The organism is Aeromonas encheleia, assembly GCF_900637545.1.
GTDB lineage: Bacteria > Pseudomonadota > Gammaproteobacteria > Enterobacterales > Aeromonadaceae > Aeromonas > Aeromonas encheleia.
The window spans coordinates 695,001-721,106 of record NZ_LR134376.1 but is presented as its reverse complement, the minus strand read 5'-3'; the positions used below and the strand labels follow the sequence as shown (position 1 = coordinate 721,106).

Annotated in this window: 20 protein-coding genes, 1 tRNA gene, 2 rRNA genes and 1 riboswitch (1 of these 24 cut by a window edge); of the genes, 5 read left to right on the top strand and 18 right to left on the bottom strand. The window is 63.1% G+C overall.

Annotated features, from left to right (window positions below):
* Positions 1-88 precede the first annotated feature (88 nt).
* Entirely contained in the window at positions 89-4,123 is a 4,035-nt protein-coding gene (gene pulA / locus EL255_RS03435) for a pullulanase-type alpha-1,6-glucosidase (protein WP_042653348.1), read from the bottom strand.
* Positions 4,124-4,385: 262 nt separating this feature from the next.
* Between pulA and EL255_RS03430 the strand changes: the two genes are divergently transcribed.
* Complete coding sequence (locus tag EL255_RS03430) at positions 4,386-4,796, top strand: hypothetical protein (protein WP_042653377.1); 411 nt, start codon at positions 4,386-4,388, stop codon at positions 4,794-4,796.
* Between the two features lie 20 nt (positions 4,797-4,816).
* Here the strand turns inward: EL255_RS03430 and dmeF are convergent, their stop codons facing one another.
* Positions 4,817-5,749 (bottom strand): CDF family Co(II)/Ni(II) efflux transporter DmeF, encoded by a 933-nt coding sequence (gene dmeF / locus EL255_RS03425; protein WP_042653347.1) that lies wholly within the window; start codon positions 5,747-5,749, stop codon positions 4,817-4,819.
* A 71-nt stretch (positions 5,750-5,820) separates the two neighbouring features.
* Here dmeF and EL255_RS03420 point away from each other — a divergent pair, with 71 nt between their 5' ends.
* From EL255_RS03420 to EL255_RS03410, 3 genes are all read left to right on the top strand, one after another.
* Complete coding sequence (locus EL255_RS03420; RefSeq protein ID WP_042653346.1) at positions 5,821-6,096, top strand: metal/formaldehyde-sensitive transcriptional repressor; 276 nt, start codon at positions 5,821-5,823, stop codon at positions 6,094-6,096.
* A gap of 147 nt (positions 6,097-6,243) precedes the next feature.
* The gene (locus EL255_RS03415; RefSeq protein WP_042653345.1) at positions 6,244-7,440 is read left to right on the top strand and encodes an amino acid aminotransferase; all 1,197 of its coding nucleotides are present in this window, start codon (positions 6,244-6,246) and stop codon (positions 7,438-7,440) included.
* Positions 7,441-7,592: 152 nt separating this feature from the next.
* A complete protein-coding gene (locus EL255_RS03410; RefSeq protein ID WP_042653344.1) occupies positions 7,593-8,516 on the top strand; it encodes a LysR family transcriptional regulator in 924 nt (307 codons plus the stop codon).
* A 51-nt stretch (positions 8,517-8,567) separates the two neighbouring features.
* On the opposite strand, the gene EL255_RS03405 is transcribed toward EL255_RS03410, so the two are convergent.
* From EL255_RS03405 to EL255_RS03375, 7 genes are all read right to left on the bottom strand, one after another.
* Entirely contained in the window at positions 8,568-8,891 is a 324-nt protein-coding gene (locus EL255_RS03405; protein WP_042653376.1) for a DUF1820 family protein, read from the bottom strand.
* A 102-nt stretch (positions 8,892-8,993) separates the two neighbouring features.
* A complete protein-coding gene (locus EL255_RS03400; protein WP_042653343.1) occupies positions 8,994-9,863 on the bottom strand; it encodes a YjjW family glycine radical enzyme activase in 870 nt (289 codons plus the stop codon).
* Positions 9,864-9,873: 10 nt separating this feature from the next.
* Positions 9,874-11,400, bottom strand: coding sequence for a YjjI family glycine radical enzyme (locus EL255_RS03395; protein ID WP_042653342.1), 1,527 nt, complete (start codon positions 11,398-11,400; stop codon positions 9,874-9,876).
* A 116-nt stretch (positions 11,401-11,516) separates the two neighbouring features.
* Positions 11,517-11,858, bottom strand: a complete 342-nt coding sequence (locus EL255_RS03390) for an AzlD domain-containing protein (RefSeq protein WP_042653341.1) — start codon at positions 11,856-11,858, stop codon at positions 11,517-11,519.
* Positions 11,859-11,860: 2 nt separating this feature from the next.
* Positions 11,861-12,574 (bottom strand): AzlC family ABC transporter permease, encoded by a 714-nt coding sequence (locus EL255_RS03385; RefSeq protein ID WP_042653340.1) that lies wholly within the window; start codon positions 12,572-12,574, stop codon positions 11,861-11,863.
* Positions 12,575-12,695: 121 nt separating this feature from the next.
* Entirely contained in the window at positions 12,696-13,172 is a 477-nt protein-coding gene (locus EL255_RS03380) for a L,D-transpeptidase family protein (protein ID WP_042653339.1), read from the bottom strand.
* A 410-nt stretch (positions 13,173-13,582) separates the two neighbouring features.
* A complete protein-coding gene (locus EL255_RS03375; protein ID WP_042653338.1) occupies positions 13,583-15,433 on the bottom strand; it encodes a M3 family metallopeptidase in 1,851 nt (616 codons plus the stop codon).
* A 465-nt stretch (positions 15,434-15,898) separates the two neighbouring features.
* Positions 15,899-15,984: riboswitch (cyclic di-GMP riboswitch) on the top strand.
* A gap of 65 nt (positions 15,985-16,049) precedes the next feature.
* Here EL255_RS03375 and gbpA point away from each other — a divergent pair.
* Complete coding sequence (gbpA, locus tag EL255_RS03370; protein ID WP_042653337.1) at positions 16,050-17,474, top strand: N-acetylglucosamine-binding protein GbpA; 1,425 nt, start codon at positions 16,050-16,052, stop codon at positions 17,472-17,474.
* 67 nt (positions 17,475-17,541) lie between these two features.
* On the opposite strand, the gene cbl is transcribed toward gbpA, so the two are convergent.
* The 9 genes from cbl to EL255_RS03325 all read right to left on the bottom strand — a co-directional run.
* Positions 17,542-18,489, bottom strand: coding sequence for an HTH-type transcriptional regulator Cbl (cbl, locus tag EL255_RS03365; RefSeq protein ID WP_042653336.1), 948 nt, complete (start codon positions 18,487-18,489; stop codon positions 17,542-17,544).
* Between the two features lie 357 nt (positions 18,490-18,846).
* Positions 18,847-19,914, bottom strand: coding sequence for a sulfate/molybdate ABC transporter ATP-binding protein (locus EL255_RS03360; RefSeq protein WP_042653335.1), 1,068 nt, complete (start codon positions 19,912-19,914; stop codon positions 18,847-18,849).
* A gap of 97 nt (positions 19,915-20,011) precedes the next feature.
* Positions 20,012-20,899 carry a sulfate ABC transporter permease subunit CysW gene (gene cysW / locus EL255_RS03355; protein ID WP_042653334.1) on the bottom strand — a complete coding sequence of 296 codons (888 nt, stop codon included), beginning with the start codon at positions 20,897-20,899 and terminating at the stop codon, positions 20,012-20,014.
* Positions 20,896-21,735, bottom strand: coding sequence for a sulfate ABC transporter permease subunit CysT (gene cysT / locus EL255_RS03350; protein WP_042653333.1), 840 nt, complete (start codon positions 21,733-21,735; stop codon positions 20,896-20,898). Before cysT ends, cysW begins: the two co-directional genes overlap by 4 nt.
* Positions 21,736-22,024: 289 nt before the next feature.
* Positions 22,025-22,600 (bottom strand): RBBP9/YdeN family alpha/beta hydrolase, encoded by a 576-nt coding sequence (locus EL255_RS03345; RefSeq protein ID WP_042653332.1) that lies wholly within the window; start codon positions 22,598-22,600, stop codon positions 22,025-22,027.
* 39 nt (positions 22,601-22,639) lie between these two features.
* On the bottom strand, positions 22,640-23,641 hold the full coding sequence (locus EL255_RS03340; protein WP_042653331.1) for a sulfate ABC transporter substrate-binding protein: 1,002 nt from the start codon (positions 23,639-23,641) through the stop codon (positions 22,640-22,642).
* A gap of 344 nt (positions 23,642-23,985) precedes the next feature.
* Positions 23,986-24,062, bottom strand: a tRNA-Asp gene (locus tag EL255_RS03335).
* Positions 24,063-24,158: 96 nt separating this feature from the next.
* Positions 24,159-24,273 (bottom strand): 5S ribosomal RNA (rrf, locus tag EL255_RS03330).
* A 124-nt stretch (positions 24,274-24,397) separates the two neighbouring features.
* Positions 24,398-26,106: ribosomal RNA gene (locus EL255_RS03325) — 23S ribosomal RNA — on the bottom strand; it runs 1,181 nt beyond the window's last position.

Here is a 26,106-nt window from a genome sequence, read left to right as displayed (position 1 = left end):
TGTGCTTAGTCTCTCGGCTTATCCCACCCTTGGCGAGGTGGAATTCAACCCTGGGCTGCCGAGCCAGCCCAGAGCTCGATGGGTCTCCTTACTTGGCGCTGCACTCCTGAATGACCACGGTACCGGCGCTGACCCCTGCCGGGTCAACCTTCACCAGCACGCTCCACAGGCCTTGCGGCAGGGTGATGCTGTTGTTGGAGCTCCCCGGCTCGGAGAAGGCGAAGGGGTAACCCGTTTCGGGCTGGACGGCACCGCCACCATTGAGCAGGTACTCCTTGCTCCAGTCTTCGTTGGCAACCTTGAACTCAGTGGTGCCCGCATAGCTGAACGCGGTCTGATAGATGGCGAGTGCGCCGTCCATCCCCTTGTAGCTCAACTGGTACTGGGGCTGGGCGTTCCAGCCGGACAGCTCACCCTTGACGAACAGGTTGTAGCCGAGCGGATTGCCCGCTACGGTATCCAGCACCTTGCAACTCTGCACCGGCTCGGTGAAGCTGACGCTCAGGCTGGGCTTGTCCTTGTTCATGGCGGTAAACACGAACTTGTAGGTGCCGGCCTTGTCTGCATTGAACGGCAGATCCCCACCGTTGGCACAGAGCCCGCTGATCTGGCCCGTCGCCAACTGGTCGGTATCGCTGCACTTGCCGTAGTTGATCGGTCCACCCCAGTCGCTACCGGCGATCTTCACCTGAGTCATCCCCAGCTGATCCGCCGTCACTTCGGTGGTGAACTCGTAGCTGAAGTTGCCACCGAAGTTCATCTTGTTGACCGGATCCCACTGGTTCAGGAAACCGCGCACGAAGACCTCGGTATCACCGAAGGGTGGCACCGTGCTCAGGTCCGTCTTCTTGCCCACCGGCAGGCCCGTACCCTGGGCACCGGCCTGTGGCTTGACGAACACGGCGGCCGACCAGGCCCCCAGCGTCAGCTGGCCGTTGTCGAACGCAGCGCCACTGGCGATGCTGCTACCAGCGTGATGAGCGCTGCTCAACACCATGCCGGAGAGATCGACAGGTTGATCCTTGCCGTCACGGAAGTCGCCGATACTCTGGCTGGCGTTGGTGGCGTTGATCATCACCACCAGGCCATCGATGGCCGGGTCCAGATCCGCCCCGGCGCTCGCGCCGTCATCCACCGACATCACTATGAGGCCCGGGATCTGATCCGGCCCGGTGTTGCGGAAGTCGACCCGCTTGATCACCTCGGCACCGCTGCCAAGACGCAGCAGACGGGAGGATTGACGCAGCTCGGCCAGCTCCTGATAGAAGCCCAGCATGCGCTCCATGTCAGCCCCGCTCGGCTTGACGTGCTGGCCGAGCACCTGCTCGATCAGCGGATAGTTGTCACCATCCTTGTCCTTGCGCGGCAAACCCTTGTCGAAGTTGTTGTCGGCCTGGGTGTAATCGACCCGGTTGTACCAGTCACCGGAGTCGTAGCTGTCCCGCTCCATGGACTTGGAGCGCAGCAGTTCACTGCCGGCATGGGTGAAGGGAATGCCCTGCCCCAGCATGGCAGTCGCGAGCGACACCCCCTGCATCCGCACCAGATCGGCCCCTGCCGGCGCCTTGTAGACCAGGTTGTCGAACAGGGTCTGGTTGTCGTGCTTGGAGACATAGTTCTGGATCTCGGTCGGATCCTGGGCATAACCGGCGGGCTGACCGTTGTAGTCGATGTCCGCCCCCTTCTTCGGCATGCCGTCCTTGTCGGTCAGCACGAACTCCTTGAGGTTGCCGGCCATGCCGAGGCGCACCAGATCGGACTGGTGCAGCGCGGTCGCCAGATCGACGCCGTCCACCTCGTTCGGATCCACGAAGGCGCCGTTGCCGAAGCCCTGGGTCTTGCGAATGAGGTCGCCGCCGTCAAACGGGCTGCCGCCACGGACCGCATCCCGCAGCCGGTCGGAGAAGGAGCCGATGCCGGTGCCGCCAAGGTGTTTCTGGGTGGCCTGCACGAAGCGCTTGTCATCCTGCACCTCGCCGAAGTTCCAGCCCTCGCCGTAGAAATACATCTCGGGGTTGACCTTCTTCACCTCGGCCAGCGCCTGCACTATCTGATCCTTGGGATGGTGACCCATCAGATCGAAGCGGAAGGCATCGATCTTGTAGTCCCGCGCCCAGGTCACCAGGGAGTCGTCGACGAGCTTGGCGAACATGGCGTGTTCCGGCGCCGTGTTGGAGCAGCAGGTGGAGTTCTCGACCGAGCCGGTCTCCGGGTTCAGGCGCTGGTAGTACCAGGGCACTATCTTGTCGAGCACCGACTTGGCGCCGAGCCCGGCCTCGTTGGTGTGGTTGTAGACCACGTCCATCACCACGTTCATGCCGATGTTCTGCTTGATGGCCTGCACCATCTCGCGGAACTCCTTGATCCGGGTCGTCCCCTCCGCATTGGTGGCGTAGGAGCCTTCCGGGGCGGTGTAGTGATAGGGGTCATAACCCCAGTTGAAGGAGTCCACCCCGCGCAGATAGCCATACAGCTCCTGCACCACGGGGTTCTCCTTGCTGTCTACGCTCTGCAGCTCGGTCAGCACCGATTCTATGGTCTGGCCGCCGCCACAGTGGCTGGCGAACTTGGAGTTCTTGACCTCGGCATTCACCTCGCACAGCTTGCTGAAGTCGTCGCCGATGTTGGCGACCTTGGCCGGATCTTCGTTGATGGTGGCGATGTCGAACACCGGCAGCAGGTGCAGGTGGCTGACGCCGCTCTTGGCCAGGGCCTTCAGGTGGGTGACCGGCTTGCTGTCGCCGTCGGTCAGCCCCAGGAACTTGCCGCGGTGCGCAGGCAAGGTGCTCTCATCGTTGCCGGTCAGATCCCGGACATGGGCCTCGTAGATGGTGATGTCGGCCGGGTTCTGCTGGCTGTGGGGCGCCTTCAGGCTGTCCCAGCCCGCCGGCTTGAGGGCCGGATCGTCCAGGTCCACCACCTGGCTGAACTCGGAGTTCATGGCGAGGCTCAGGGAATAGGGGTCGGTCACCTGGTAGGATTCCAGCTTGCGGCTGAGGGGGTGATAGACCTCGATGGCGTAGCGGTAGTACTTGCCCACCAGATCCGCGCCGCCCTGCAGGCTCCAGCTGCCGCTGGCCTCGTCTTGTGTCATGGCACGCTCGCCGAGGGACTGATGCTGCTCATCGAACAGCGCCAGCTTGACCGACTTGGCGGTCGGCGCCCACAGCCGGAAGGTGACGTTGCCACCCTCAACCATGGCGCCATAGCTCAGCTTGGTGGCGGCCTCGGCATAGACTGCATCCAGGGCGCCGGCGCTCTGCACCAGGGTGGCCCCCTGCAGTATGCCCTCGGCATCGGTACCGATCGCTACCAGCTCACCCTTGAGCAGGGGCTTGAGATCCTTACCGGCAGGAAGGGCGAAGGCGGCGGCATCCTTGAGGTGCGGATACTTGGCCTGCTGCTCGGCACTGAGACTGGTCGGGGTCAGGCTGAGGTAGGGGAAGTCGAACACCCCTTCCGCATTGGCCTTGATGGTGCCGGACTCTGTGTAGTAGAGCCGCACATGGGGTTTGTCCTTGCCCCCTTGCCAGATCAGGGTGTTGCCATCGATCAGGTGGGCGCTGGCCCCGGCCACGCCGAAGGCGGCGCTGAAGGCCTCGGCACGGCTGCCGAAGATCTCGCTCTTGCCCGCAACTATGGCCACGGTGCGATCCGGGTGCTCGCTGAAGATCACCTTCATGTCGGCGCCGGTCAGGTTCGCCATATCGCCGTTGCGGGCGATGAAGTTGATGCAGCCTTCCATCTTGGCGAGCGGCACCACCCAGCTGGGACCGAAGCCGTCCACCGCCGCCGGTGTCTTGCTGGCGTCATCCCAGCTCGCGTTCAGGCCGCTGTCGGCGGTGGCATTACAGGCATCGTTGTTCCACAGGTGCAGGCTGTGGCCGGCGAAGGGCCCTTCGATGCCGCGCGCCGCGCCGGTCTGGGTGTCAACCAGGGCGATCACCGCCTGATCGGGCCCGGCCACCAGCTGCTCGGCCGGAGGCTGTACATTGGGGAGGCGGGCGACGGGCCCATCCTGGGAGGGTGGAGTGGAGGGCGAGGAGCCGTTGTCATTACAGCCAGACAAAAGCGCGAGCAGTGAGGCTGTTACCAGCGCCACCTTGGTCTTTTTCATATCCATTTTTTTATAATTCCCGCTGTAGTTAGTCTCGATATTCGAGTACCCGGTCGCAGCCGAGCGGTGTCATATTAGTCAGCGGGGATTGTTGTAAATGTGAGCAGGCAGGCAAAAAAAACCAACCAGTTTCAACAAGATAACGTTTTCATAACGAAAATTGGAGCGAGCTCACAGACTTGGGGCGATATTCACCCCATCACTTGGGAGAACCCCATGACGCAGGAAAAACCAATTTCCGATCAACTGGATACCGAGGGTGATGCAGATGACGCGAATCGATGAGCAAGCGAGGCGACTGGATGAGGAGTATCAGGCCATCAGTCAGCTGTTCGATCAGTTTTGCCAGCAGGCCGGGGCGCTCGCCGAGCAGTACCGCTTCTTAAAGTGGCCCGACTACGAGGAGACACCGCCGCGGATCCGGGCCTTCACCCTGCTGGGGGAGCCGCGCGAGCTGCGGCTCCATTGCCAGCCGGGGGAACACGGCATCCTGCACGGCATCATCCAGATCGTCGATGAGGAGGAGCAGCTCCATGCCAGCCTGGGATTCAGGGCCGACGGCCATCTGCTGCTGGAGTCGGGCCGCCTGCTGGACAACCCGCCCGGGCTGCTGCTCAAGCTGCTGATCGGCTCCATCTGGAAGGATAAGTCCTCGGCAGCCACCAGCCAGCCTCACTGAGCCGGTGCGGCGGCCGCGCCTCAGCCCTGAGCTATCTCTATGGTCACATGGACCAGCTCCTCGTGGATGGCGAGCCGCTCGCGGATCTGCTGCGGCGGCACCGGCTGTGCCATCCGCAGCGACAGCACGCAGGCATACTGCTGCTGCCCCACCCGCCAGACGTGCAGATCGCGGATCTCCGCCGCCGGCCCCTCGGCGATCACCTCGCGGATCTCCGCCACCAGGGGGGTATCCATCTCGGCATCCAGCAGCACGCGACCGGTGTCGCGCAGCAGGCCCTTGGCCCACAGGGCCACCAGCACCGCGCCCACTATCCCCATCAGGGGATCCAGCCAGTCGGCGCCCCACAGCATGCCGCCCACCAGGGCGAAGATGGCCAGTACCGACGTGGCCGCATCGGCCAGCACATGGAGATAGGCGGCCCGCAGATTCAGATCATGATGAGCATGGCCGTGGTCGTGATCATGGTGATCGTGCTGGTGACCGTGATGATCGTGGTGATGATCATCCTTGAGCAGCCAGGCACAGGCCAGGTTCACCAGCAGGCCGAGCAGGGCGATACCGATCGCCTGCTGATAGTGGATCGGGCTGGGATCCAGCAGCCGGGTGACCGACTCGAACAGCATCAGGCCGGCCACCCCCACCAGCAGCAGGGCGCTGGTGAAGCCGCCAAGCACCTCTATCTTCCAGGTGCCGAAGCTGAATCTGTGATCCCGGGCGAAGTGGCGGGCGGCGCGATAGGCCAGCACCGAGAGACCGAGCGCCAGCGCGTGGGAGCTCATGTGCCAGCCATCCGCCAGCAGCGCCATGGAGTTGAACACCCAGCCACCCGCGATCTCCGCCACCATCATGATGAGGGTGAGCAGCACGGCCCAGCGGGTCTTCTGTTCGGCCAGCGGATTCCCTTCGTGCACGACGGGTTGATGGCAGTGGAAGCTAGCGACGGATGACATGAATTTCTCCTGAGGGCGACAATACAATATACTATACCCCAGTATAGTTTTATCGCGTGAGAGGATCCTGCATGTCACACACGGTACACAACAAGAAGAAGCTGCTGGCGCGGGTGCGCCGCATCAAGGGTCAGACAGGTGCGCTGGAGAGCGCCCTGGAGCAGGAGACCGACTGCGCCGCCATCTTGCAGCAGATAGCCGCCATCCGTGGCGCCGTCAACGGCCTGATGCTGGAGGTGCTGGAGGGTCACATGCGCGAACATCTCGGGGCCGAAGAGGCCACCCAGGCCGAGCGGCTTGAGGATCTGGATCAGGTGGTGAGGGTGCTGCGCTCCTACCTGAAGTAAGGGCTCCCCTGCCTGCTTGCCATAGAATACTGTCGTCAAGCAGGCTGGGCGAAGCCGTTTCAGACTTGAGCCCTCGCCCGCTTTACGCCATGATGACCGCCGATCGTTGATCGCCTTACCCTGGATTCCATTTCGCAAGGACCCCCCATGTTTGAACACGTCGATGCCTATGCTGGCGACCCCATACTGACGCTAGTCGAGACCTTCCACAAAGACACCCGTGAGCAGAAGGTGAACCTGGGGATCGGCCTCTATTACGACGAGCAGGGCCGCATTCCGCTGCTGGCCTCGGTGCAGCAGGCCGAAGCCCAGCGTGCCGCCGCCCCGGCGCCGCGCCCCTACCAGCCGATGGAAGGGGCCGCCAACTACCGCAGCGCCGTGCAGCACCTGCTGTTTGGCGCCGACCACGAGGCGGTCAAGGCCGGCCGCATCGCCACCATCCAGACCATAGGCGGCTCGGGTGCGCTGAAGATCGGCGCCGATCTGCTCAAGCGCTACTTCCCGAGCTCAGAGGTGTGGGTCAGCAATCCGACCTGGGACAACCACAAGGCCATGTTCGAGGGGGCCGGCATCAAGGTGCACGACTACCCCTACTACGACGAGGCCAGCGGCGGCGTGCAGTTCGATGCCATGCTCGACTGCCTGGCTAGCCTGCCCGCCAAGAGCATAGTGTTGCTGCACCCCTGCTGTCACAACCCGACTGGGGTGGATCTCTCCCGCGCCCAATGGGACCAGGTGATCGCGCTGGTGGTCGAGAAGAACCTGATCCCCTTCATGGATATCGCCTATCAGGGCTTCGGTGACGGGCTGGAAGAGGATGCCTACGCCATCCGCGCCATGGTGGCCGCCGGTGTCAGCTTCTTCGTCAGCAACTCCTTCTCCAAGAACCTCTCCTTCTACGGCGAGCGCTGCGGCGGCCTGTCGGTGATCTGCCAGGATGCAGAGGAAGCGGGCCGGGTGCTGGGCCAGATGAAGGCGACAGTGCGTCGCAACTACTCCAGCCCCCCCACCCACGGTGGCCAGGTAGCCGCGGCCGTGATGAACGACGCCAAGCTGCACGCCCTCTGGGTGGACGAGGTGAGCGAGATGCGCACCCGCATCAAGGCCATGCGCCAGAAGCTGTTCGAGGTGCTGAGCGCCAAGGTGCCGGGCCGCGACTTTGGCTACTTCATCAGCCAGCGCGGCATGTTCAGCTACACCGGCTTCACCCCGGAGCAGGTCGATCGCCTGCGTGAGGAGTTCGCCGTCTATCTGGTGCGCTCGGGTCGCATGTGCGTGGCCGGCCTCAACAGCCGCAACGTCGATTACGTGGCCGACGCCATGGCCGCCGTGCTCAAGGGCTAAGCCTTCAGCCCCGCTTCGGCGGGGCTTTTTGTTTCCCCTCTCAGCCTTTTCTCAGGAGTTCCCATGGATCTGATCGCCCTCTCCCGCCCGAGAGCACGCCATCTGGTCGCCCCGCATCCCCTGCCCGCTCTTGTCCCGCCTCAGGAGGCTCCATGGATCTGATCGCCCTCTCCCGCCTGGGGGGACGCCATCTGGTCACCCTGCATCTGCTGCTGGACAGCCAGAGCGTCACCCGCACGGCGGAACGGCTCTGCACCACCCCCTCCTCCGTCAGCAAGACCCTCAACCAGCTGCGGGATCTGCTGGGGGATCAACTGCTCTACCGCCAGGGCAACCAGCTGCTGCTCACCCCTTTCGCCGAGCGCCTCGGCCCCAGTCTGCACCGGCTATTGAGCGAGCTGAACGGCCTCACCAGCCAGGGTGGCTTCGATCCCGCCAGCTGGCAGGGGGAGCTTAAATTTGCCCTGCGCGAGAGCGGCATGGTCTGGCCCATGGGCCCCATTCTGGGTCAGTTGATGCGGGAGGTGCCGGGGCTGGTGCCCGTCGTCTGGAACAAGGATGAGCGGGGGCTTGAGGCGCTGGCGGCGGGCAGGCTCGACTTCCTGATCCTGCCCCATGATCAGAGCCAACCCCTGCCCCGCCAACCCGGTCTGGTATGGGAGACCCTGCGGGAGGACCAGCTGGTCTGCCTGGTGCGGGAGGGCCATCCGGCCCTCGCCATGCCCTGGGATCTGGATGCCTACCTGAGCTGGCGCCACATCGCCATCCGCGATACCGAGCTGGCCAATCCCTTCTTCGAGCAGAGCCTGGCCCAGCTGCAGGTCAGGCGCCGGATAGGCGCCACCCTGCCGGATTTCGGCGGCGCGGCGGCCCTGCTGGCGCAGAGCGATCTGATCCTCACAGCAGTCAAAGGTTGGGCCGAGCAGGCCAGGCTCCCTGGACTGGTTGGCCTGCCCGTCCCCTTCGACTATGGCGCCGTGACCCACAGCCTGGTGTGGTACGGCCCGGCCGGGGAGGAGCCGGCCCGCCGCTGGTTCCGGCAGCGGATCCTGCAACTCGCCCAGGGGTTGGCCTGATGCCGGCAACGCCCTGCCCTCAGATGGCAGGACGCGCCGGCATAAGCGGCCTCAGGGTTTCTTGGTATAGATGGGGCTGGGGAAGGGAGAGACGTTGTTGCCCAGCTCTGTGATGCGGGCGGCCCCCTGCTTGCGCACCTGATCGATGCGCAGCACCTGGTGCATGGGGATCAGAGTGCGATTGACGTCGACAAACTCGCTCTTCAGCTTCTCGTGGCTGGGATCGACGATGAGCGCCGTGTGGTTGTCCCACACGAAGTTCGCGATCTCGATGAAACCGAACAGCTGACCCTGGTTCACCTCCCTGACATAGACCTCGTAACGCTCGTTGTGGCAAATAAACTGCACTCGGTATAAGGCGCTGGCTTCACTCATGGGCATCTGTTGATGGTGGACGGTTTTCCCATTCTAGCGGCCACTTCCCACGCGCCCTATAGACGAAGTTCACAGTTGCGTCATATCGAGTCTCAAAACGACTCAGCAGATCGCCGGCAGAGCGATGGGGCCCAATCCCTTGGCGATCAGCGCCTTGGCGAGCGACTCCAGCTCGGGGCGGGTCGCCTCCCGCCAGTCGAGCGCCCCACCGCGTACCCCGTGCCGACGAAAGCCATTGAGCCGGATGGGCACGGGCCCCAGGCCCTGCAGGAAGCGGGCGAGCCCCTCGTCCAGCTCGCCGCTCCCGTCGAGAAAATCGCTGCGCCCCGGCACATGCAGCAGCCGCAGCTCGCTCAGCTTGCCCCGGCTGGCCAGCAGCTGCAGTGAGGCCAGCACCCGTTCGCGGCCCTGGCCGGTCAGGGCATGGTGCACCGAGTCGCGCCACCCCTTGAGATCGATCATGGCGCCGTCCAGCACCGGCAGCAGCCGCTGCCAGCCGGTCTCGGCCAGGGAGCCGTTGCTGTCGAGCAGACAGCTCAGATGAGCGAGATCCGACGCCTGTTTGATGGCAGTGAACAGCGCCACGACGAAGGGCAGCTGGGTGGTCGCCTCGCCGCCGGAGACCGTGATGCCGCTCAGCAGCGGGCCGTAGCGGCGCAGCTGGGCCAGCACCTCAGCCACCGACATGGACTCGGTCTTGGGGCTGGCCTGGCGCGGGCAGATGTCGAGGCAGCGATCGCAGTGGGTGCAAAGATCTTGCTGCCAGCTCACCCGCCCCTGGTGCAGCCTCAGGGCGCCGCTCGGGCAGCCCGGCACACAGTCGCCACAGTGATCGCACAGCCCTATGGTGTGGGGGTTGTGGCAGCCAGGGCAGCGAAAGTTGCAGCCTTGCAGGAACAGCACCAGCCGGTTGCCAGGTCCATCCACGCAGGAGAAGGGCAGCAACCGGCTGACGATGGCGGTGCGAGTCATCGAGCCTGACTCAATAGTCACAGAGGCTGGCTTCGAGCCCCACCACCCGCGGGGCGCGCTGGCGAATGCCGGTCAGCTCGCTCGCCTCGGCGCCGAGGCAGGTGGTCTGCAGCCGGGAACCGTCGGTGGCGAAGCGGGCGAGATCGCTCTTGCGGATCATGTAACCCGTAACCCGCACCAGATCGCTGTCCGCCACGTTGGCGCTGAACTCGCGCATGCCGAGGGCGAAGGCCCCCTTGCACAGTTGCAGCAGGGCTTGAGGGTTCTGACGGATGGTGGGCTCCAGGGTCAGGATCTCGCTGATGCCGGAGCCGTAGAAGCTGTGGTGGGGCGCCAGCGCCAGCACGTGGCTGGCGGGATCCGGCTCCTCGCCATAGGGGATGCGCACACCGGGGGTCACCCCGCGATCCAGGCTGAGGCCGCCCTGGGCATGGAGCAGGGCACGTCCCCGCCAGGCGTGAGGCTGCGGCGCCCCGGTCACATAGTCCGAGAGCGCGGCCGAGATGCGATGGCCGAGCCGGTTCGCCCCCTCGTCATGGCCATAGCGCCCCACCAGCCCCTCCTTGCCCAGCAGGATGTTGACCGCCTCCGCCATGCCGTAGATGCCGAACATGGGCACGAAGCGCCCCTCGTCGAGCAGCCCCTCCTGCACCAGGAAGCTGTCGAAGAAGCCGGACTCCTCGTGCAGGAAGGCGGCCCGCGCCGCGATGAGCCGGGAGGCCAGCTCGCAATGGTGGGGCAGCCACAACTCCAGGAAGTCGTCGATGCCGGTGCTCCGCTCGGCCACCCGCTTGAGGGAGAGGCGCACCAGGGTGTTGGCCCCGCCCGCCTGGGGCAGGGCGTTGTAACAGCTGACGATGCCGAAGCCGCGCTCGTCGAAGGTGTCGCGGTGCAGCGGGTAGTTGACGATGTGCGGCTTGCTGCACTCGGCGATGTTCCGCACCGCCTGCAGCAGCAGGCTGTCCGGGGTCGAGGCGGGATCGTGGAACAGGCTGAGGTTAGGCGCCACCTGCTTGAGCTCGCCGTCGATGCGCAGGATCAGGCGGCAGAGCCGGTTGTCATCCGGGCCTATGTTGACGTGCATGAAGGCATCCGGCAGCACCCGGTCCAGGTAGATCCAGAACCCCTTCAGCTTGCGATAGAGCGCCTCGTCATCCAGCGTGCCGACGAAGGGCAGCAGCAGGTGATCCAGCCGCCCCAGCCAGACCGGCATGCCGGTCACCGAGGGCACGTGGTGGTAGAGGATGCGCAGGGCATCGAGCGCCTCGTCGAAATCCCGGGGCGGCGCCAGCTCCAGCCAGGCCGAGCCCTGACTCAGGAACTTCTGGTAATCCGGCAGCACGTAGCGCGGCTTGTAGGGCGTGTGCCCCTCGAACATGTCGCAGAGCACCCCTTGTGCCATCGCCTCGGCCACCGCCGCGGGCAACTCGGGATAAGGCAGCGCATTCTCGGCGGCCAGGGCCAGGGCGTGGCTCTTCTGAGCCGGGGAGAGCAGGGGATCGCGCACTATGCGCTGGCAGGTTGCGGTGAAAGACATGGGGGAGCTCCTTGGCGGATAGTCCCTAAATCCTCACACTTGAGAGGCCTTTTTTGAAGTGACATTCACAACATAACGGATGTCATAAAAAGACATCCGTTATGCGGGATCACGCCCTAGCCCAACCAGGGTAACACGCTGGCGAGCCCACCCTGCCAGCGCAGCAGGAAGAAGCCCCCCATGCCGATCACGACCACCAGCAGGGTCGGCAGGCGCAACAGGGTCAGGGCCGTCACCAGCAGGGTCGCGGCCAGATAGTCAGGATCCCAGTCCAACCCCTTGCCCGGCTCATAGCTGAAGACGATGGGCAGCCAGATGGCGGTCAGCACCGACTGGGCCGAGAAGCTGAGGAAGGCCCCCATCTCGGCGCCCGGCTGATAGCGGGTCAGCCGCGAGAAGAAGGCGAAGCGGTTGAAGAAGGTGATCAGGGCCAGCAGGCCTATCATCAGCCAGCTCATGGTTATCTCCTCATCCGGTGCAGCACATAGCCCACCAGCATGCCGGCCAGCGCCGAGATGATGATGTAGACCTCCGCCAGCAGCGGCTTGGTGAGCAGCGCCGTGCCGCCGCTCACCACAGTCGCCGCCACCATGGGCAGGTTCTTGAGGGCGGGTATGGTCATGGCGATGAAGGTGGCGGCGATGGCAAAGTCCAGCCCCATCCGATCCAGCCCGTCTATGTACTGACCGGCGGCGATGCCGAGCAGGGTCGCCAGGTTCCAGAACAGGTAGAAGACGAAGCCCGCGATCAGCGCATAGGCGGGATTGAAGCGGCCCTGACGCTCCCTCTCCTTGAGCGCCACCGCGAACATCTCGTCGGTCAGGAAGAAGGCGAGGCTGGCGCGCCAGCGCAGGGAGAGCGGCAGCACGTCCCGGCGAAAGGTGAAGCCGTACAGCAGGTGCTGGGAGGTGATGACGAAGGTGGAGCCCACTATGGGCAGCAAGGGGGTGCCGGCCCCGAACAGGGTGGTGGCCGAGAGCTGGGCGGCGCCGGCATAGACCAGCAGCGACATCAGCTGGGCCTGCAACGGGCTCAGCCCCACCTGCAGCGCCAGGGCACCGCACAGTATCCCCCAGGGGATGACGGAGATGGAGAGGGGCAAAATATCGAGGGAGGCACGCCACCAGAGCGCGCTGGTACTCTCGGGCGCGGGGGCGCTCGTTCCTGACATCATGGGATCATCCTTGTTACATCCACGGCGAGCCGGAAAAACTAGCACGGTGCAGGCGGGGATGTCACGCCATCGTCAGGGGGAAATGACACGCCCGCGCGATGGCGGGCGTGAGGAACCGGGATCAGGGCTGGATGATGATGGGGGTGCCGGGTTCGATGGCGCTCCACACCTCGTCCAGATCATGGTTGAGCATGGCGATGCAGCCGTTGGTCCAGTTGGACGGCTGCAGACGACGGTTGCCGATGTCGTTGCGCTGACCGTGGATCATGATCATGCCACCGGGATTGACGCCCTTCTCGTTGGCCATCTTGATGTCATCCAGATTCGGGTAGTTGATGTGGATGGCCTTGTAATAGCCGGAGTTGGTCTTCTTGTAGTCGAGGATGTAACGCCCTTCCGGTGTGCGCTGATCCCCTTCCCGCAACTTGTGTCCCTTCGGGGCCGGGCCCAGGGCGATCCAGTAGCGTTTGACTTCCTTGCCATCCTTCATCAGGGTCAGGCTATAGCTCGACTTCTTGACCACTATCATGTCGGCAGACAGGGTGGCAAAACTTAAGGCGGGCCACAGCCCCAGCAAACACAGTAATACGGCTCTCATTCCATCCCTCGACAAGCCTTCAGGGCTTTTTTGTTAGCAAATCATCTGAATATCGCCACTCTCTGGTGACGAGCGAGCGCCATGATATGGGATCGCCATCAATACTCAATATATCCAGAGAAACATATCTGTGACCAGCGTGACGAACGCCCCGTCCATCCACCGCCCCATCACATTAATTAATAGCTAAAACAGCTAGATGGCGCCAAGCGGTCGTTTTAAGTGTTTCATTCAAGCCCCCTCTCAGCCCCCACCTCGGGATCCGGCCTGCCCCCGCAGGCGCCGTCGCGCCTTCCCGCCGCCAGCCGTCCCCGATAACCCCGTCCAGCCGCGCGACCGAGGGCGTCACCAGCGCGCAGAAATGACAGAGCCCTGCCAAGGGGCAGGACTCTGTGGTGGGTGGGGATCCCTTAGCCGATAGAAGCTGGCTCGGCCTGGTAGTGGCGCCGGATCCAGGCCTCGAAGTCGGCCAGCATGCGCGCCTCCGACTCGCTGTTGTCGGCGATGAGCGCCTCCCCGTGCACCACCCGGATGCGGGCATTGAGCGGGCTGCCCTCGCCTGCCGGCGGCCGCTGCCGCGCCGCCGCCATGCTGGCCGATGCCAGCTCCCAGGCCTCGGCTACGCTCCGGTTGCAGACCCGGGCCAGGGGAGCGGCGCTGAAGCCCTCGCCGGTGAGGCTCTGCAGGGTCTGATCGTGGGTCATGCCGTTGCCCGGCCCCCAGTAATGGGCGGCCAGATCCGGTCCGATGCGCGGGTTGTCGGTGAGATAACCGTCGCGCCGCAGGAAATAGGCACGGGTCTGCTCCACCGCCATCAGCGCCAGCAGGTAGCCGTGGTAGGCGCAGGCCGACTCCTGGTTGAGCAGGTGCGGGATCGCCAGCAGCGGCCGCGGGCTCTCCACCCCCAGGATCTTGCGCTCCCAGCGGCGCGCCAGCGCCAGCACCGCGGCCGGGGTGCGATCGCCATCGGCCATGGCGTAGAGATCCCGCTCGAAGTAGGAGACCAGCGCGATCTGCCGCTCGTTGAAGGCGCGAAATGGCTGCCGCGCCTCTATCATGGCCCCGATGAGCGCATCCGGGATGGGCTCCCCGCTCTCGCTCCTGGCATAGCGCTTGAGCCAGTCCGCATCGTCCAGCAGGCTGTCGCAGAACATGGACTGGGTCTCGGCATAGGCCATGGAGGTGGGCGGGAACTCCTGGGAGAAGCAGGGGGCGTTGCCGGTCACGTTCGCGAAGTGGGCGGCGTGGCCCCCCTCGTGGAACAGGGTGTTGAGGCCGCTCCAGCCACTGCCCACCTGGGACGGATTGGCCAGGCTGGTGAAGTTGACCACGGCGGGCACCCACTGCCCCTCCTGCCAGAAGCTCGGCACCGGACCGTGGCAGAAGCCGTTCTCGTATTTCCCCTCCCGGGTCAGCAAGTCCAGGGTGAGGGTCGCCTCCCGATACTGGATGCCGAGCCGGCGGAAGCTCTCGACCCAATCCTGCAGCGCCCGCGAGAAGGGCACGTAGGGGTCGAGCTGGCGGGTCACGTCGCCGCTGACGAAGTAGCGCAGGTTGTGGGGCAGCAGCGCCGCCTCCCCCTTCGCCGCCTTCAGCTCGGCCAGGCTCAGGTGCACCCGCTCTTCGGTGCGCTCGATGAAGTCATCCAGCACCGCAAACAGCTGCTCCGGGCTCATCTGCTCGTTCTTGCGCACCTTGTAATCGAAGTAGTCGCGATAGCCCATGGCGCGGGCGAAGCGGTTGCGCAGCGCCACTACGTCCAGGTAGCCATGGTCGACCACCCACTGCTCCAGGCTGTGGAACATGTCGAGGGCACTCTGGCGCACCGCCTCGCTCGGGCTGGCGGCCAGGCTGGTGCTGGCCGCCGGCAGGCTGCCGGCCACCTGGCGGCCCCGCTCGTCCAGCAGGCTCAGCTTCAAGCCCTTGCGACGGGAGAACAGGTCCGCCTCGGCGACCACCAGCTCGTCCATCAGGGCCGCCGCCGCCGGATCCTCGATGACGTTGCACTCGAAGAAGGCGATCCAGCCCCCCAGGCCGCGTCTGAGATCCGCCCCGTCGGCCTGGGCGAGCATCTCCCTCAGCTCCGGCAGCCGCGCCGGATTGGCACAGAACGCCTTGTAGGCCTGCTCGGCGGCGGTGAAGCCGGCCTGATCGTCGCTGGTGCCCATGTAGGTGGACCAGAACAGATCCTCCTTGCGCCTGTGCACCCGCAGGTAGTCGGCGTTGAGCTGGTTCAGGTAATTCCTGGCAATGGAACTCATAAATTCCCTCTTGTTATCGGTGGCGCCTGGCCATCCGTTCCTTTTTGGTGGTGTCCCTCCCCGGTCGGGGCCGGGACAAACGTGCGCCGGGATGCGCGTCACCACGCTATCAAAAGTGGGCCTGTCTGTCTGCTGCTCATGGGGGCAATGAGCGGACATCCCGCGATCCTGGGCAGCCGGCTGAGCCATAAAGGATCCACCTCGATCCAGGATCCCTCCCCTGCCATGGAGTCCAGGGTCGGCAAGGGGATGCCGCCTCGGCATAAGATGCGTGAAATCTGAATATTAATCAGAACAACAATCCGGGGCAGTGAACATGACCAGGGGAATACCCATGCAAAAACAGAAAGTTAAGTAATGGCACTACTCCGATGAGTCGAACCGTAAAGATTTACACTTAATAATTTAATCAAAATAAGTCATGATGATGTCGTCGTCTTCAAACGCGACACCATGACCATTTATGTAGTCATTTGGCAAACTGGTTGAAAGGCCAGGACGCAAAGCCTCCGGTCTAAAGACATGTCGTCCAGGATAGCGGGGTTGCCACACCCAGGTGTGTATCGGGGATTTCCCCTGCCAACTTGACTGCCCACATCACCGAACAGAGGAATGTATGGCAGCAAAAATTCAACTCAATCATGTGGCCGCGGCGCTGGCGTTGCTGGCCAGTGGCGGCGCACTCGCCCACGGCTATATCAACCAGCCGGAGGGTCGCAACTATCTGTGCAAGACCGGCGGCAACAGCCAGTGTGGCGCCATCCAGTGGGAGCCCCAGAGCCTGGAGGCACCGTCCGGCTTCCCCAACGGCGGCCCCGCCGACGGCCAGATCGCCTCGGCCGGCCACCCGCAATTCGGTGAGCTCAATGCCCAGACCAGCGATCGCTGGACCAAGCGCGAGGTGCAGGCCGGGCCCTTCGCTATCAGCTGGAGCTTCACCGCCAACCACGTGACCCGCAACTGGCGCTACTACCTCACCAAGCAGGAGTGGAACCCGAACCAGCCGCTGACCCGCGACTCCTTCGATCTCAATCCATTCTGCGTGATCGAAGGCAACATGGTGCAGCCGCCCAAGCAGGTCACCCACCAGTGCACCCTGCCGGCACGCACCGGCTACCAGGTCATTCTCGGGGTGTGGGAAGTGGGCGATACCGCCAACAGCTTCTACAACCTGATCGACGCCCGCTTCGAAGGCGGCACCCAGCCCCCGCTGAGCTGGAGCCAGGGCGGGACCATCTACCCCTCCACCGATCTCGCGGCCGGCGACAAGGCCAGGACCCGGGTGTTCGACGCCAGCGGCGAGCGCACCGATCTGCAGACGGTGCTGACCATCGCCAACGCCGAGCAGGGCCAGAAGAACAACTGGGCTCACGATCTGGCGGGCAAGATCAACGCCGAGCAGAGCCAGATCCGTGCCGGTCAGCAGGGTGGCGACGGCCAGTTCAACCCGGTCTACGGCCAGAACCCCATCTACCTGAAGGCGGGCAGCAACCTGCAACGGGTCGAGATCCAGCTCGAACAGCAACAACCGCCGGTGGGCAACGACATCAACGTGAGCGGTCTGGAGAGCGAGTACCTGCTCGACAACGGCAGCGTCACCCTGGCCTTCACCGTCACGGCGCAAGGGGACCTCGCCGTCACCAATACCCTGTATGACCATGGCGGTGTCGCCAAGGGCCAGACCGGCGCCGACATCAAGGACAGCAGCCAGAGCTTCACCATGCCGGTGAGCGGCCTGAGCGCGGGTCACCATCAGCTGGTGATCGAGGGCAAGCCCAAGGCGGGTGGCGAGCCGCTGCAGCAGACCCTGGATCTGATGCTCAAGGATCCGGCCAGCGGCGGTGACTACCAGTTCAGCTTCCCGGAGGGCCTGAAGTCCTACACCGCAGGCACCAAGGTGCTGCAGCCCAAGAACGGCAAGGTGTATCAGTGCAAGCCCTACCCCTACAGCGGCTGGTGCACTATCTGGTCCAGCTCGGCGACCCAGTATGAGCCCGGCGTGGGCAGCAACTGGCAGGATGCCTGGACCGAACTGAAATAACGCGCGTCGACAGATAAGCAAACAGGGAGCCGATGGCTCCCTGTTTGTTTATGGCATGTCAGCCCATTCAGATCTGGTAATCGAGGGCCGGCTCGTGGCTCATGGCGCGGGCCTGGATCTCGGCCAGCGCCAGTTCCGGGTTGCAGAGCTGGATGAACTGCCAGGCGAAGTTGTGCTGGAACTGCCCCTGCTTGAGCCCGATCCAGGCGGTGTGCGGTGCGAACAGCCGGCTGCCATCGAGCTGCACCAGCCCCTTGTCACGCTGGGCGTCGAACGCCATGTCCGCCAGTATGCCGACCCCCATCTCCAGCTCGACATAGGTCTTGATGACGTCGGAGTCCTGGGCGGTCAGCAGGATCTGCGGCGCTATCCCCGCCTCGGCGAAGGCCTCATCCACCCGCGCCCGTCCGGTCAGCCCGGCCTGGTAGGTGATGATGGGCCAGTTCGCCAGCGCCTCCAGGGTCAGCTCCCGCTCGGCGGTCAGGGGGTGCTGCTCTGGCACCACTATGTTGTGATGCCAGCGGTAGTAGGGGAAGGCCACCACCCCTTCGCTCTTGTCGAGCTGCTCGCTGCTGATGCCGATATCCACCTCGCCGGTCTGCACCAGCCGCACTATCTCTTCCGGCCCGCCCTGGCGCAGTTCCAGCTGCACCAGCGGGAACTGCTCGCGAAAGGCCTTCACCACCCGCGGCAGGGCGTAGCGCGCCTGGGTGTGCGTGGTCGCCACCAACAGCCGGCCCGAATCCCGGTTGGCGAAGGTGCTGGCCAACTTGCGGATGTTGTTGGCGTCGTTGAGGATGCGCTCGGCGATCACCAGCAGTTCCTTGCCTGGCTCCGTCATGCCGAGCAGTCGCTTGCCGTAGCGAATGAACAGCTCCAGCCCAAGCTCCTCCTCCAGCTCGCGGATATGGCGGCTGACCCCGGACTGGGAGGTGAACAGGGCGTTGGCAACCTCGGTCAGGTTGTAGTCCCGCCGCGCCGCCTCCCGGATAATGCGTAGTTGCTGAAAATTCACGTCATCGCCTCCTGCGCTGACCGGTCGTCGGGTCTGCCCCGCCGCCGCTTTCTTGTTTTATTGCCAGCCCGGGCTCATACCGGGCCGCAAACCTGAAACTGTGTCACCGGCGCGGGCAAGCCGCCACCGCTCTTCCGGGGATAAGAGCCAAGACTCCCCACCACGTATTCGGCTCCCTCAGATCTGATGATTTGGGATAGAGCCGAGCCTTAACAGCCACGAACGGAGTCCGCTCCATCAGATCTGATGATTTGGGATAGAGCCGAGCCTTAACAGCCATGAACGGAGTCCGCTCCATCAGATCTGATGATTTGGGATAGAGCCGAGCCTTAACAGCCATGAACGGAGTCCGCTCCATCAGATCTGATAGTCCGGATAGAGCTGCGCCTGCTTGGCCACCAGGCGCACCCCCTGCCCCGGCGCGAAGGCCCGGGCGGCCTCCTTGCTCAGCTCGGCCTCGAAATGCGCCCCCTGGGTATCCCCGGTGCCGCGCAGCTCGACCCGGATCCGCGGCCCCATGGGCAGCAGGCGGGTGATGGTGGCACTGATGCCACCGGGCGCATCAGCGGGCAGGATCTCCAGCTCGTGGGGTCGCACATAGGCGATGGCGGCACTGCCCTGGGCCAGATGGGAGATGGCGGATCCCCCCAGCCGCTGTTCGCCGATGCCGAGCCCCTGCTCCGCCACCCGGCCGCGGAACAGATTCACGCTGCCGAGGAAGCTGTGTACGAAGGAGCTGGCGGGCTGGTCATAGACCTCGGCCGGGGTGCCGATCTGCTCGACTCGGCCGGCGTTCATCAAGACGACGCGATCCGCCACCTCCAGCGCCTCCTCCTGATCGTGGGTCACGAACAGGCTGGTGACGTGCAGCTCGTCGTGCAGTTCCCGCAGCCAGCGGCGCAACTCCTTGCGCACCTGGGCGTCGAGGGCGCCGAACGGCTCATCCAGCAGCAGCACCTTGGGCTGCACCGCCAGGGCGCGGGCCAGGGCGACCCGCTGGCGCTGGCCACCGGAGAGCTGGGTCGGATAACGGTCGGCCACGTGGCTGAGCTGGACCAGATCCAGCAGCTCCTTGACCCGGCTGCGGATGGCAGCCTCGCTCGGGCGCTCGCTCCTCGGCTTGACCCGCAGGCCGAACGCCACGTTCTCGAACACCGTCATGTGACGGAACAGCGCATAGTGCTGAAACACGAAGCCGACGTTGCGCTCGCGCACATGGAGGGCCGAGGCATCCTCCCCCCGGATGATGACGTTGCCGCTGTCAGCCTGCTCCAGCCCGGCGATGATGCGCAGCAGCGTGGTCTTGCCGCAGCCGGACGGCCCCAGCAGCGCCACCAGTTCACCGTCGTGAAAGTCGAGGTTGATGTCGGCCAGGGCCGCATATTGGTTGAAGTGCTTGTTGAGTCCTTGGACCTGAATGCTCATGGCTGCCTCTCGTAAACCGTTAAATCGAAATCAGTGATGGATTGGGTTGGGCTGAGCACTCCGCCGAGCCACTCGCGCAATAATCCCCGAATCCATATCAATGGGATTTGGTGGGCTGACCACGCAACCTGGCCAACAGGGTCTCCCCCAGCAGGGTGAAGATCCCGAACAGGGCCAACAGGCTGGCCACCGCGAAGGCGGCGCCGGTCTGGTACTCGTTGTAGAGGATCTCGATGTGCAGCGGCAGGGTGTTGGTCTGGCCGCGAATGTGGCCCGACACCACTGAGACGGCACCAAATTCCCCCACAGCCCTGGCGGTGCAGAGCAGCACCCCATACATCAGGCTCCAGCGAATGCCGGGCAGGGTCACCCGCCAGAACATCTGCAGGCCGCTCGCCCCCAGCATGATGGCAGCCTCCTCCTCTTCCGGCCCGCGGGCCTCCATCTGCGGCAGCAGCTCGCGCACCACGAAGGGCACAGTGATGAAGGTGGTCGCCAGGATGATCCCCGGGGTGGCGAAGATGATCTTGATGTCGTGCTCGCTGAGCCAGTCGCCAAACCAGCCGCGGCTGCCGAACATCAGCACGAACATCAGCCCCGCTATCACCGGCGAGACCGAGAACGGCAGATCGATGATGGTGATGAGCAATTGTCGGCCCGGGAAGCGAAAACGGGCGATTGCCCAGGCGGCGGCGAGCCCGAACAGCAGATTGAGCGGCACCGAGCAGAGGGTCACCAGGGCGGTGAGCCCGAGCGCGCTCAGGGCATCCGGCTCGCTGATGGCGTGCCAGAAGAAGACCAATCCCGGTGACAATGCCTGGATGAAGACGGTCGCCAGCGGCAACAGCAAGAGCGCGGCGAACCAGCCAAGTCCGAGTACAATCAGCAGCCACTTGACCCAGACCGGCTCGCGGGTGACGGCCTGATGTCGCTCCGCCGCACTCGTCTGGATAACGGTGTCCAGGGTAATGGTCGAGGTGTTCATATCCGGCTCCCTCCGATGCGGGCCCAGCTCCAGGCTTGCAACTTGTTGATCAGCAATAACAGGATGAAGGAGATGAGCAGCATGACGGCGGCGATGGCGGAAGCACCTGCGTAGTCGTACTCCTCCAGGTGGCTCATGATCATCAGGGGCGCTATCTCGGACACCATGGGCAGGTTGCCAGCGATGAAGATGACGGAGCCGTACTCCCCCACCCCGCGGGCAAACGCCAGCGCGAAGCCGGTGAGCAGCGCCGGGATCAGAGTAGGCCAGAGCACCCGGGCGAAGGTCTGCCAGCGGTTGGCACCCAGGCTGGCGGCGGCCTCCTCCTGCTCGCTCTCGGCCTCCCGCAGCACGGGTTGCAGGGTGCGCACCACGAAGGGCAGACCGATGAAGGTGAGTGCGATCACCACCCCGATTGGGTTGTAGGCGAGCTCGATGCCAAAGGGGGCAACCCACTGGCCGATCCAGCCGTTGGGGGCGAAGATGGCGCACAGGGCGATACCGGACACCGCGGTGGGCATGGCGAACGGCAGGTCGATCAGCGCATCCACTAGGCGACGGCCGGGGAAGGTGTAACGCACCAGCACCCAGGCCAGGATCAGGCCGAACAGGCTGTTGAGCAGGGCCGCGATGAAGGCCGCCCCGAAGCTGAGCCTAAAGGAGGCGAGTACCCGGGGAGAGCCGATAACCTGCCAGAACTCGGCGGCGCTCAGGTGGTTCACCGCAAACAGCACCAGCGCCGAGAGTGGCAGCAGCACCAGTATGCTCAGGTAGAGCAGGCTGAAGCCCAGCGTCGGGCCCAGGCCTGGCAGGACGGAATAAGAACTTAATCGCATAACACATCCATTTGTTATAAACATCTTTCGATATAGCGATTCTGCTCACTCCTGCCAGGGGCAACAAACACCAATAACGCCTTTGCTAATCACTTTTTTGTCTAACGACGGCGGAACAGGGCTTTTAGCCCAGTAAAAATAAAAAAGGTCTTTTATATAAATAAAAGACCTAACCAAACGGAGCCGTGAAACCTTGAAACCTGAGGTCAGCGCGACGAGCGCACGCTGACGGATATGACGAATGATCTGATGGCGGTGAGCCCCCTTGCCCTGTCTGATGGTGAAAAGGTTAACGAAAACTGAGGGCCGCCCGCTTGCCCCATTCCGTCGGGACCGGCTCGACCACCATCTCGGCCCGGCGATAGAGGGTACCCAGCAGATTGAGCCCCTGGCCCCACTCCCCATGGCCGGACTGGGCATTGATATGGCCCACCTCGCCGGCATCGAACAGCGGCACCTGCCACTGGCGGCTCCAGTACTCGGCCCGCTCGAAAGTCATCCAGGGATCGTTGCGGCTGGCGATGAGCTGGGCGGAGACCTTGACGGAGCCTGCCAGTGCCTCGTCCGGGATGCCGAAGCGAGCCGGATCCGCAGGCGCCACTATCAGGATCGAGGCGACCTTCTCCGGTTGCAGCCTGGCGGCGGCGATGGCCGTCAGTGCCCCGAAGGAGTGCGCCACCAAGTGAACCTGACTGCGCCGGCTCCTGAGTTTACTCGCCAGTTTGGCGCTCCAGACGGTGAGGTCCGGCTTGTCCCATGGCAGACCGACCATCCGCTGCCAGTGGGGGAAGTGCTGATGCCAGCGGCTCTGCCAGTGATCCGGCCCACTGTTGTGCAGACCGGGAACCAGAAGGATCTTGTTCATCATGGTGCTCCTATCTGCTGGCACAGGGGCCAGCGTGGCTTAGCTGCCCGGTTGGTAGATCTGGTCAAACAGTCCGCCCTGGGCGAAGTGCTTCTTCTGCGCCTTGTCCCAATCCCCTTCCAGATCCTTGACGGTGAAGAGAGTCAGCGTGGGGAACTGAGCCGAGGTCTCCTTTAGGATCGCCGGGTTGCTGGGACGATAGTGATACTTGGCGATGATGCGCTGACCCTCATCGGAGTAGAGGTAGTCGAGATAGGCCTTGGCGACGACTTCGGTGCCGTGTTTCTTGGCGACCTTGTCCACCACAGCGACCGGCGGTTCTGCCAGGATGGAGACAGACGGCACCACGAGTTCAAACTTGTCACTGGTACCTGGCTGCCCCAGCACCAACAGGGCCTCGTTTTCCCAAGCCAGCAAGACGTCGCCGAGGCCACGCTCGATGAAGCTGGTGGTCGCGCCACGAGCGCCAGAATCCAGCACCTTCACGTTCTTGAACAGATCGCCGACGAACTGCTTGGCCCCCTCCTCAGTGCCGCTCTTCTTCAGGGCATAGCCCCAGGCCGCCAGATAGTTCCAGCGCGCCCCGCCGGAGGTCTTGGGGTTGGGGGTCACGATGGACACATCCTTGCGCACCAGATCATCCCAGTCCTTGATCTGCTTGGGATTGCCCTTGCGCACCAGGAAGACGATGGTGGAGGTATAGGGGGACGCATTGTTGGCTTGGCGGCTCTCCCAGTCCGCGGCGGTGAGACCCGCCTTGGCCACGGCATCGACGTCATAGGCCAGCGCCAGCGACACCACATCGGCCTCCAGTCCATCTACCACGGCGCGAGCCTGCTTGCCGGAGCCACCGTGCGACTGGCTAACCACCACATCATCGCCAGTCTTGGCCTTCCACTCCTTGGCGAAGGCGCCGTTATATGCCTGGAACAACTCGCGGGTCGGATCGTAGGAGACGTTGAGCAGACGGATCTCGGCGGCATTGGCCTGGCCGAGTGCCAGCAGGGATAACAGGGTCAGGGCGGTCATTCGCAGTTTCATGGTGATACTCCATATCGTTGGGTTGAGTACAGGATGCCTCCTCCTTCATATACCAGGAAGAAAGAAATAGCGCTTTGCTTATCTCTTTTACGCATATCAGGTAAACCTTGAACGGCGATGCATCCTGCCAGCCACCTCTCCACCGCCCTGCGACGTGCTAGTGGCGTATCTGGAAGGGGCTGAATTCAGCCAGGCTGACAGAGGAATGGGATAGGGATGGGATGCGAACCATGGTGGTAATGCAAAAGGCCGCCAAGCCAGGCTGTATGAAGGTGAAATCGAGGGAATTTGGCAAATTGCAGACATGAAAAAAAGCCCAGTCTTTCGACTGGGCTTCTTAATATTGGCGGAGCGGACGGGACTCGAACCCGCGACCCCCGGCGTGACAGGCCGGTATTCTAACCAACTGAACTACCGCTCCGCAATTTGGCTAGCTTCTGCTAAATCGTCTGCCGTTTCAGCGAGGTGTCATCCTCTCGGCCAACGTCGTGATGTGCACGTCGTTGTTTAATTGGGAGCCTGGCAGTGTCCTACTCTCGCATGGCGAATGCCACACTACCATCGGCGCTACCGCGTTTCACTTCTGAGTTCGGCATGGGATCAGGTGGTTCCACGGCGCTATGGCCGCCAGGCAAAAACTTCAATCTCGGAAAGCTGACGTGAATAACGACTAAGCGCTTAGCTTGGTCACTATCACTGAATTAAGTAAGTAGTTCTTCATCTGCTACAAGGCCCAGAACACTTCTTGGGTGTTGTATGGTTAAGCCTCACGGGTAATTAGTATGGGTTAGCTCAACACGTCGCCGCGCTTACACACCCCACCTATCAACGTTGTGGTCTCCAACGGCCCTTTAGGACCCTCAAGGGGTCAGGGATGACTCATCTCAGGGCTCGCTTCCCGCTTAGATGCTTTCAGCGGTTATCGATTCCGAACTTAGCTACCGGGCAGTGCCACTGGCGTGACAACCCGAACACCAGAGGTTCGTTCACTCCGGTCCTCTCGTACTAGGAGCAACTCCCTTCAATCATCCAACGCCCACGGCAGATAGGGACCGAACTGTCTCACGACGTTCTGAACCCAGCTCGCGTACCACTTTAAATGGCGAACAGCCATACCCTTGGGACCGACTTCAGCCCCAGGATGTGATGAGCCGACATCGAGGTGCCAAACACCGCCGTCGATATGAACTCTTGGGCGGTATCAGCCTGTTATCCCCGGAGTACCTTTTATCCGTTGAGCGATGGCCCTTCCATTCAGAACCACCGGATCACTATGACCTACTTTCGTACCTGCTCGACCTGTCCGTCTCGCAGTTAAGCTGGCTTATGCCATTGCACTAACCTCCTGATGTCCGACCAGGATTAGCCAACCTTCGTGCTCCTCCGTTACTCTTTGGGAGGAGACCGCCCCAGTCAAACTACCCACCAGGCACTGTCCGCGAGCCCGATTCAGGGCCCTGCGTTAGAACATCAAACATACAAGGGTGGTATTTCAAGGACGGCTCCAGCGCAACTGGCGTCACGCCTTCAAAGCCTCCCACCTATCCTACACATGTAGGTTCAATGTTCAGTGCCAAGCTGTAGTAAAGGTTCACGGGGTCTTTCCGTCTAGCCGCGGGTACACCGCATCTTCACGGCGAATTCGATTTCACTGAGTCTCGGGTGGAGACAGCATGGCCATGGTTACACCATTCGTGCAGGTCGGAACTTACCCGACAAGGAATTTCGCTACCTTAGGACCGTTATAGTTACGGCCGCCGTTTACCGGGGCTTCGATCAAGAGCTTCGCTTGCGCTAACCCCATCAATTAACCTTCCGGCACCGGGCAGGTGTCACACCCTATACGTCCACTTTCGTGTTTGCAGAGTGCTGTGTTTTTGATAAACAGTCCCAGCCATCTGGTCACTGCGACTCCCAACTGCTCCATCCGCAAGGGACTTCACTGTCAAGAGCGAACCTTCTCCCGAAGTTACGGTTCTATTTTGCCTAGTTCCTTCACCCGAGTTCTCTCAAGCGCCTTGGTATTCTCTACCCGACCACCTGTGTCGGTTTGGGGTACGATGACTTGTAATCTGAAGCTTAGAGGCTTTTCCTGGAAGCATGGCATCAATGGCTTCACCACCGTAGTGGCTTCGTCTCGTGTCTCAGCGTTGCATCTCCGGATTTGCCTAGAGATACCGCCTACGCACTTTCACCAGGACAACCGTCGCCTGGCCCACCTAGCCTTCTCCGTCCCCCCATCGCAATTACAAGTCGTGCAGGAATATTAACCTGCTTCCCATCGATTACGCCTTTCGGCCTCACCTTAGGGGTCGACTCACCCTGCCCCGATTAACGTTGGACAGGAACCCTTGGTCTTCCGGCGAGGAGGCTTTTCACCCCCTTTATCGTTACTTACGTCAGCATTCGCACTTCTGATATCTCCAGCATACCTCTCGATACACCTTCGCAGACTTACAGAACGC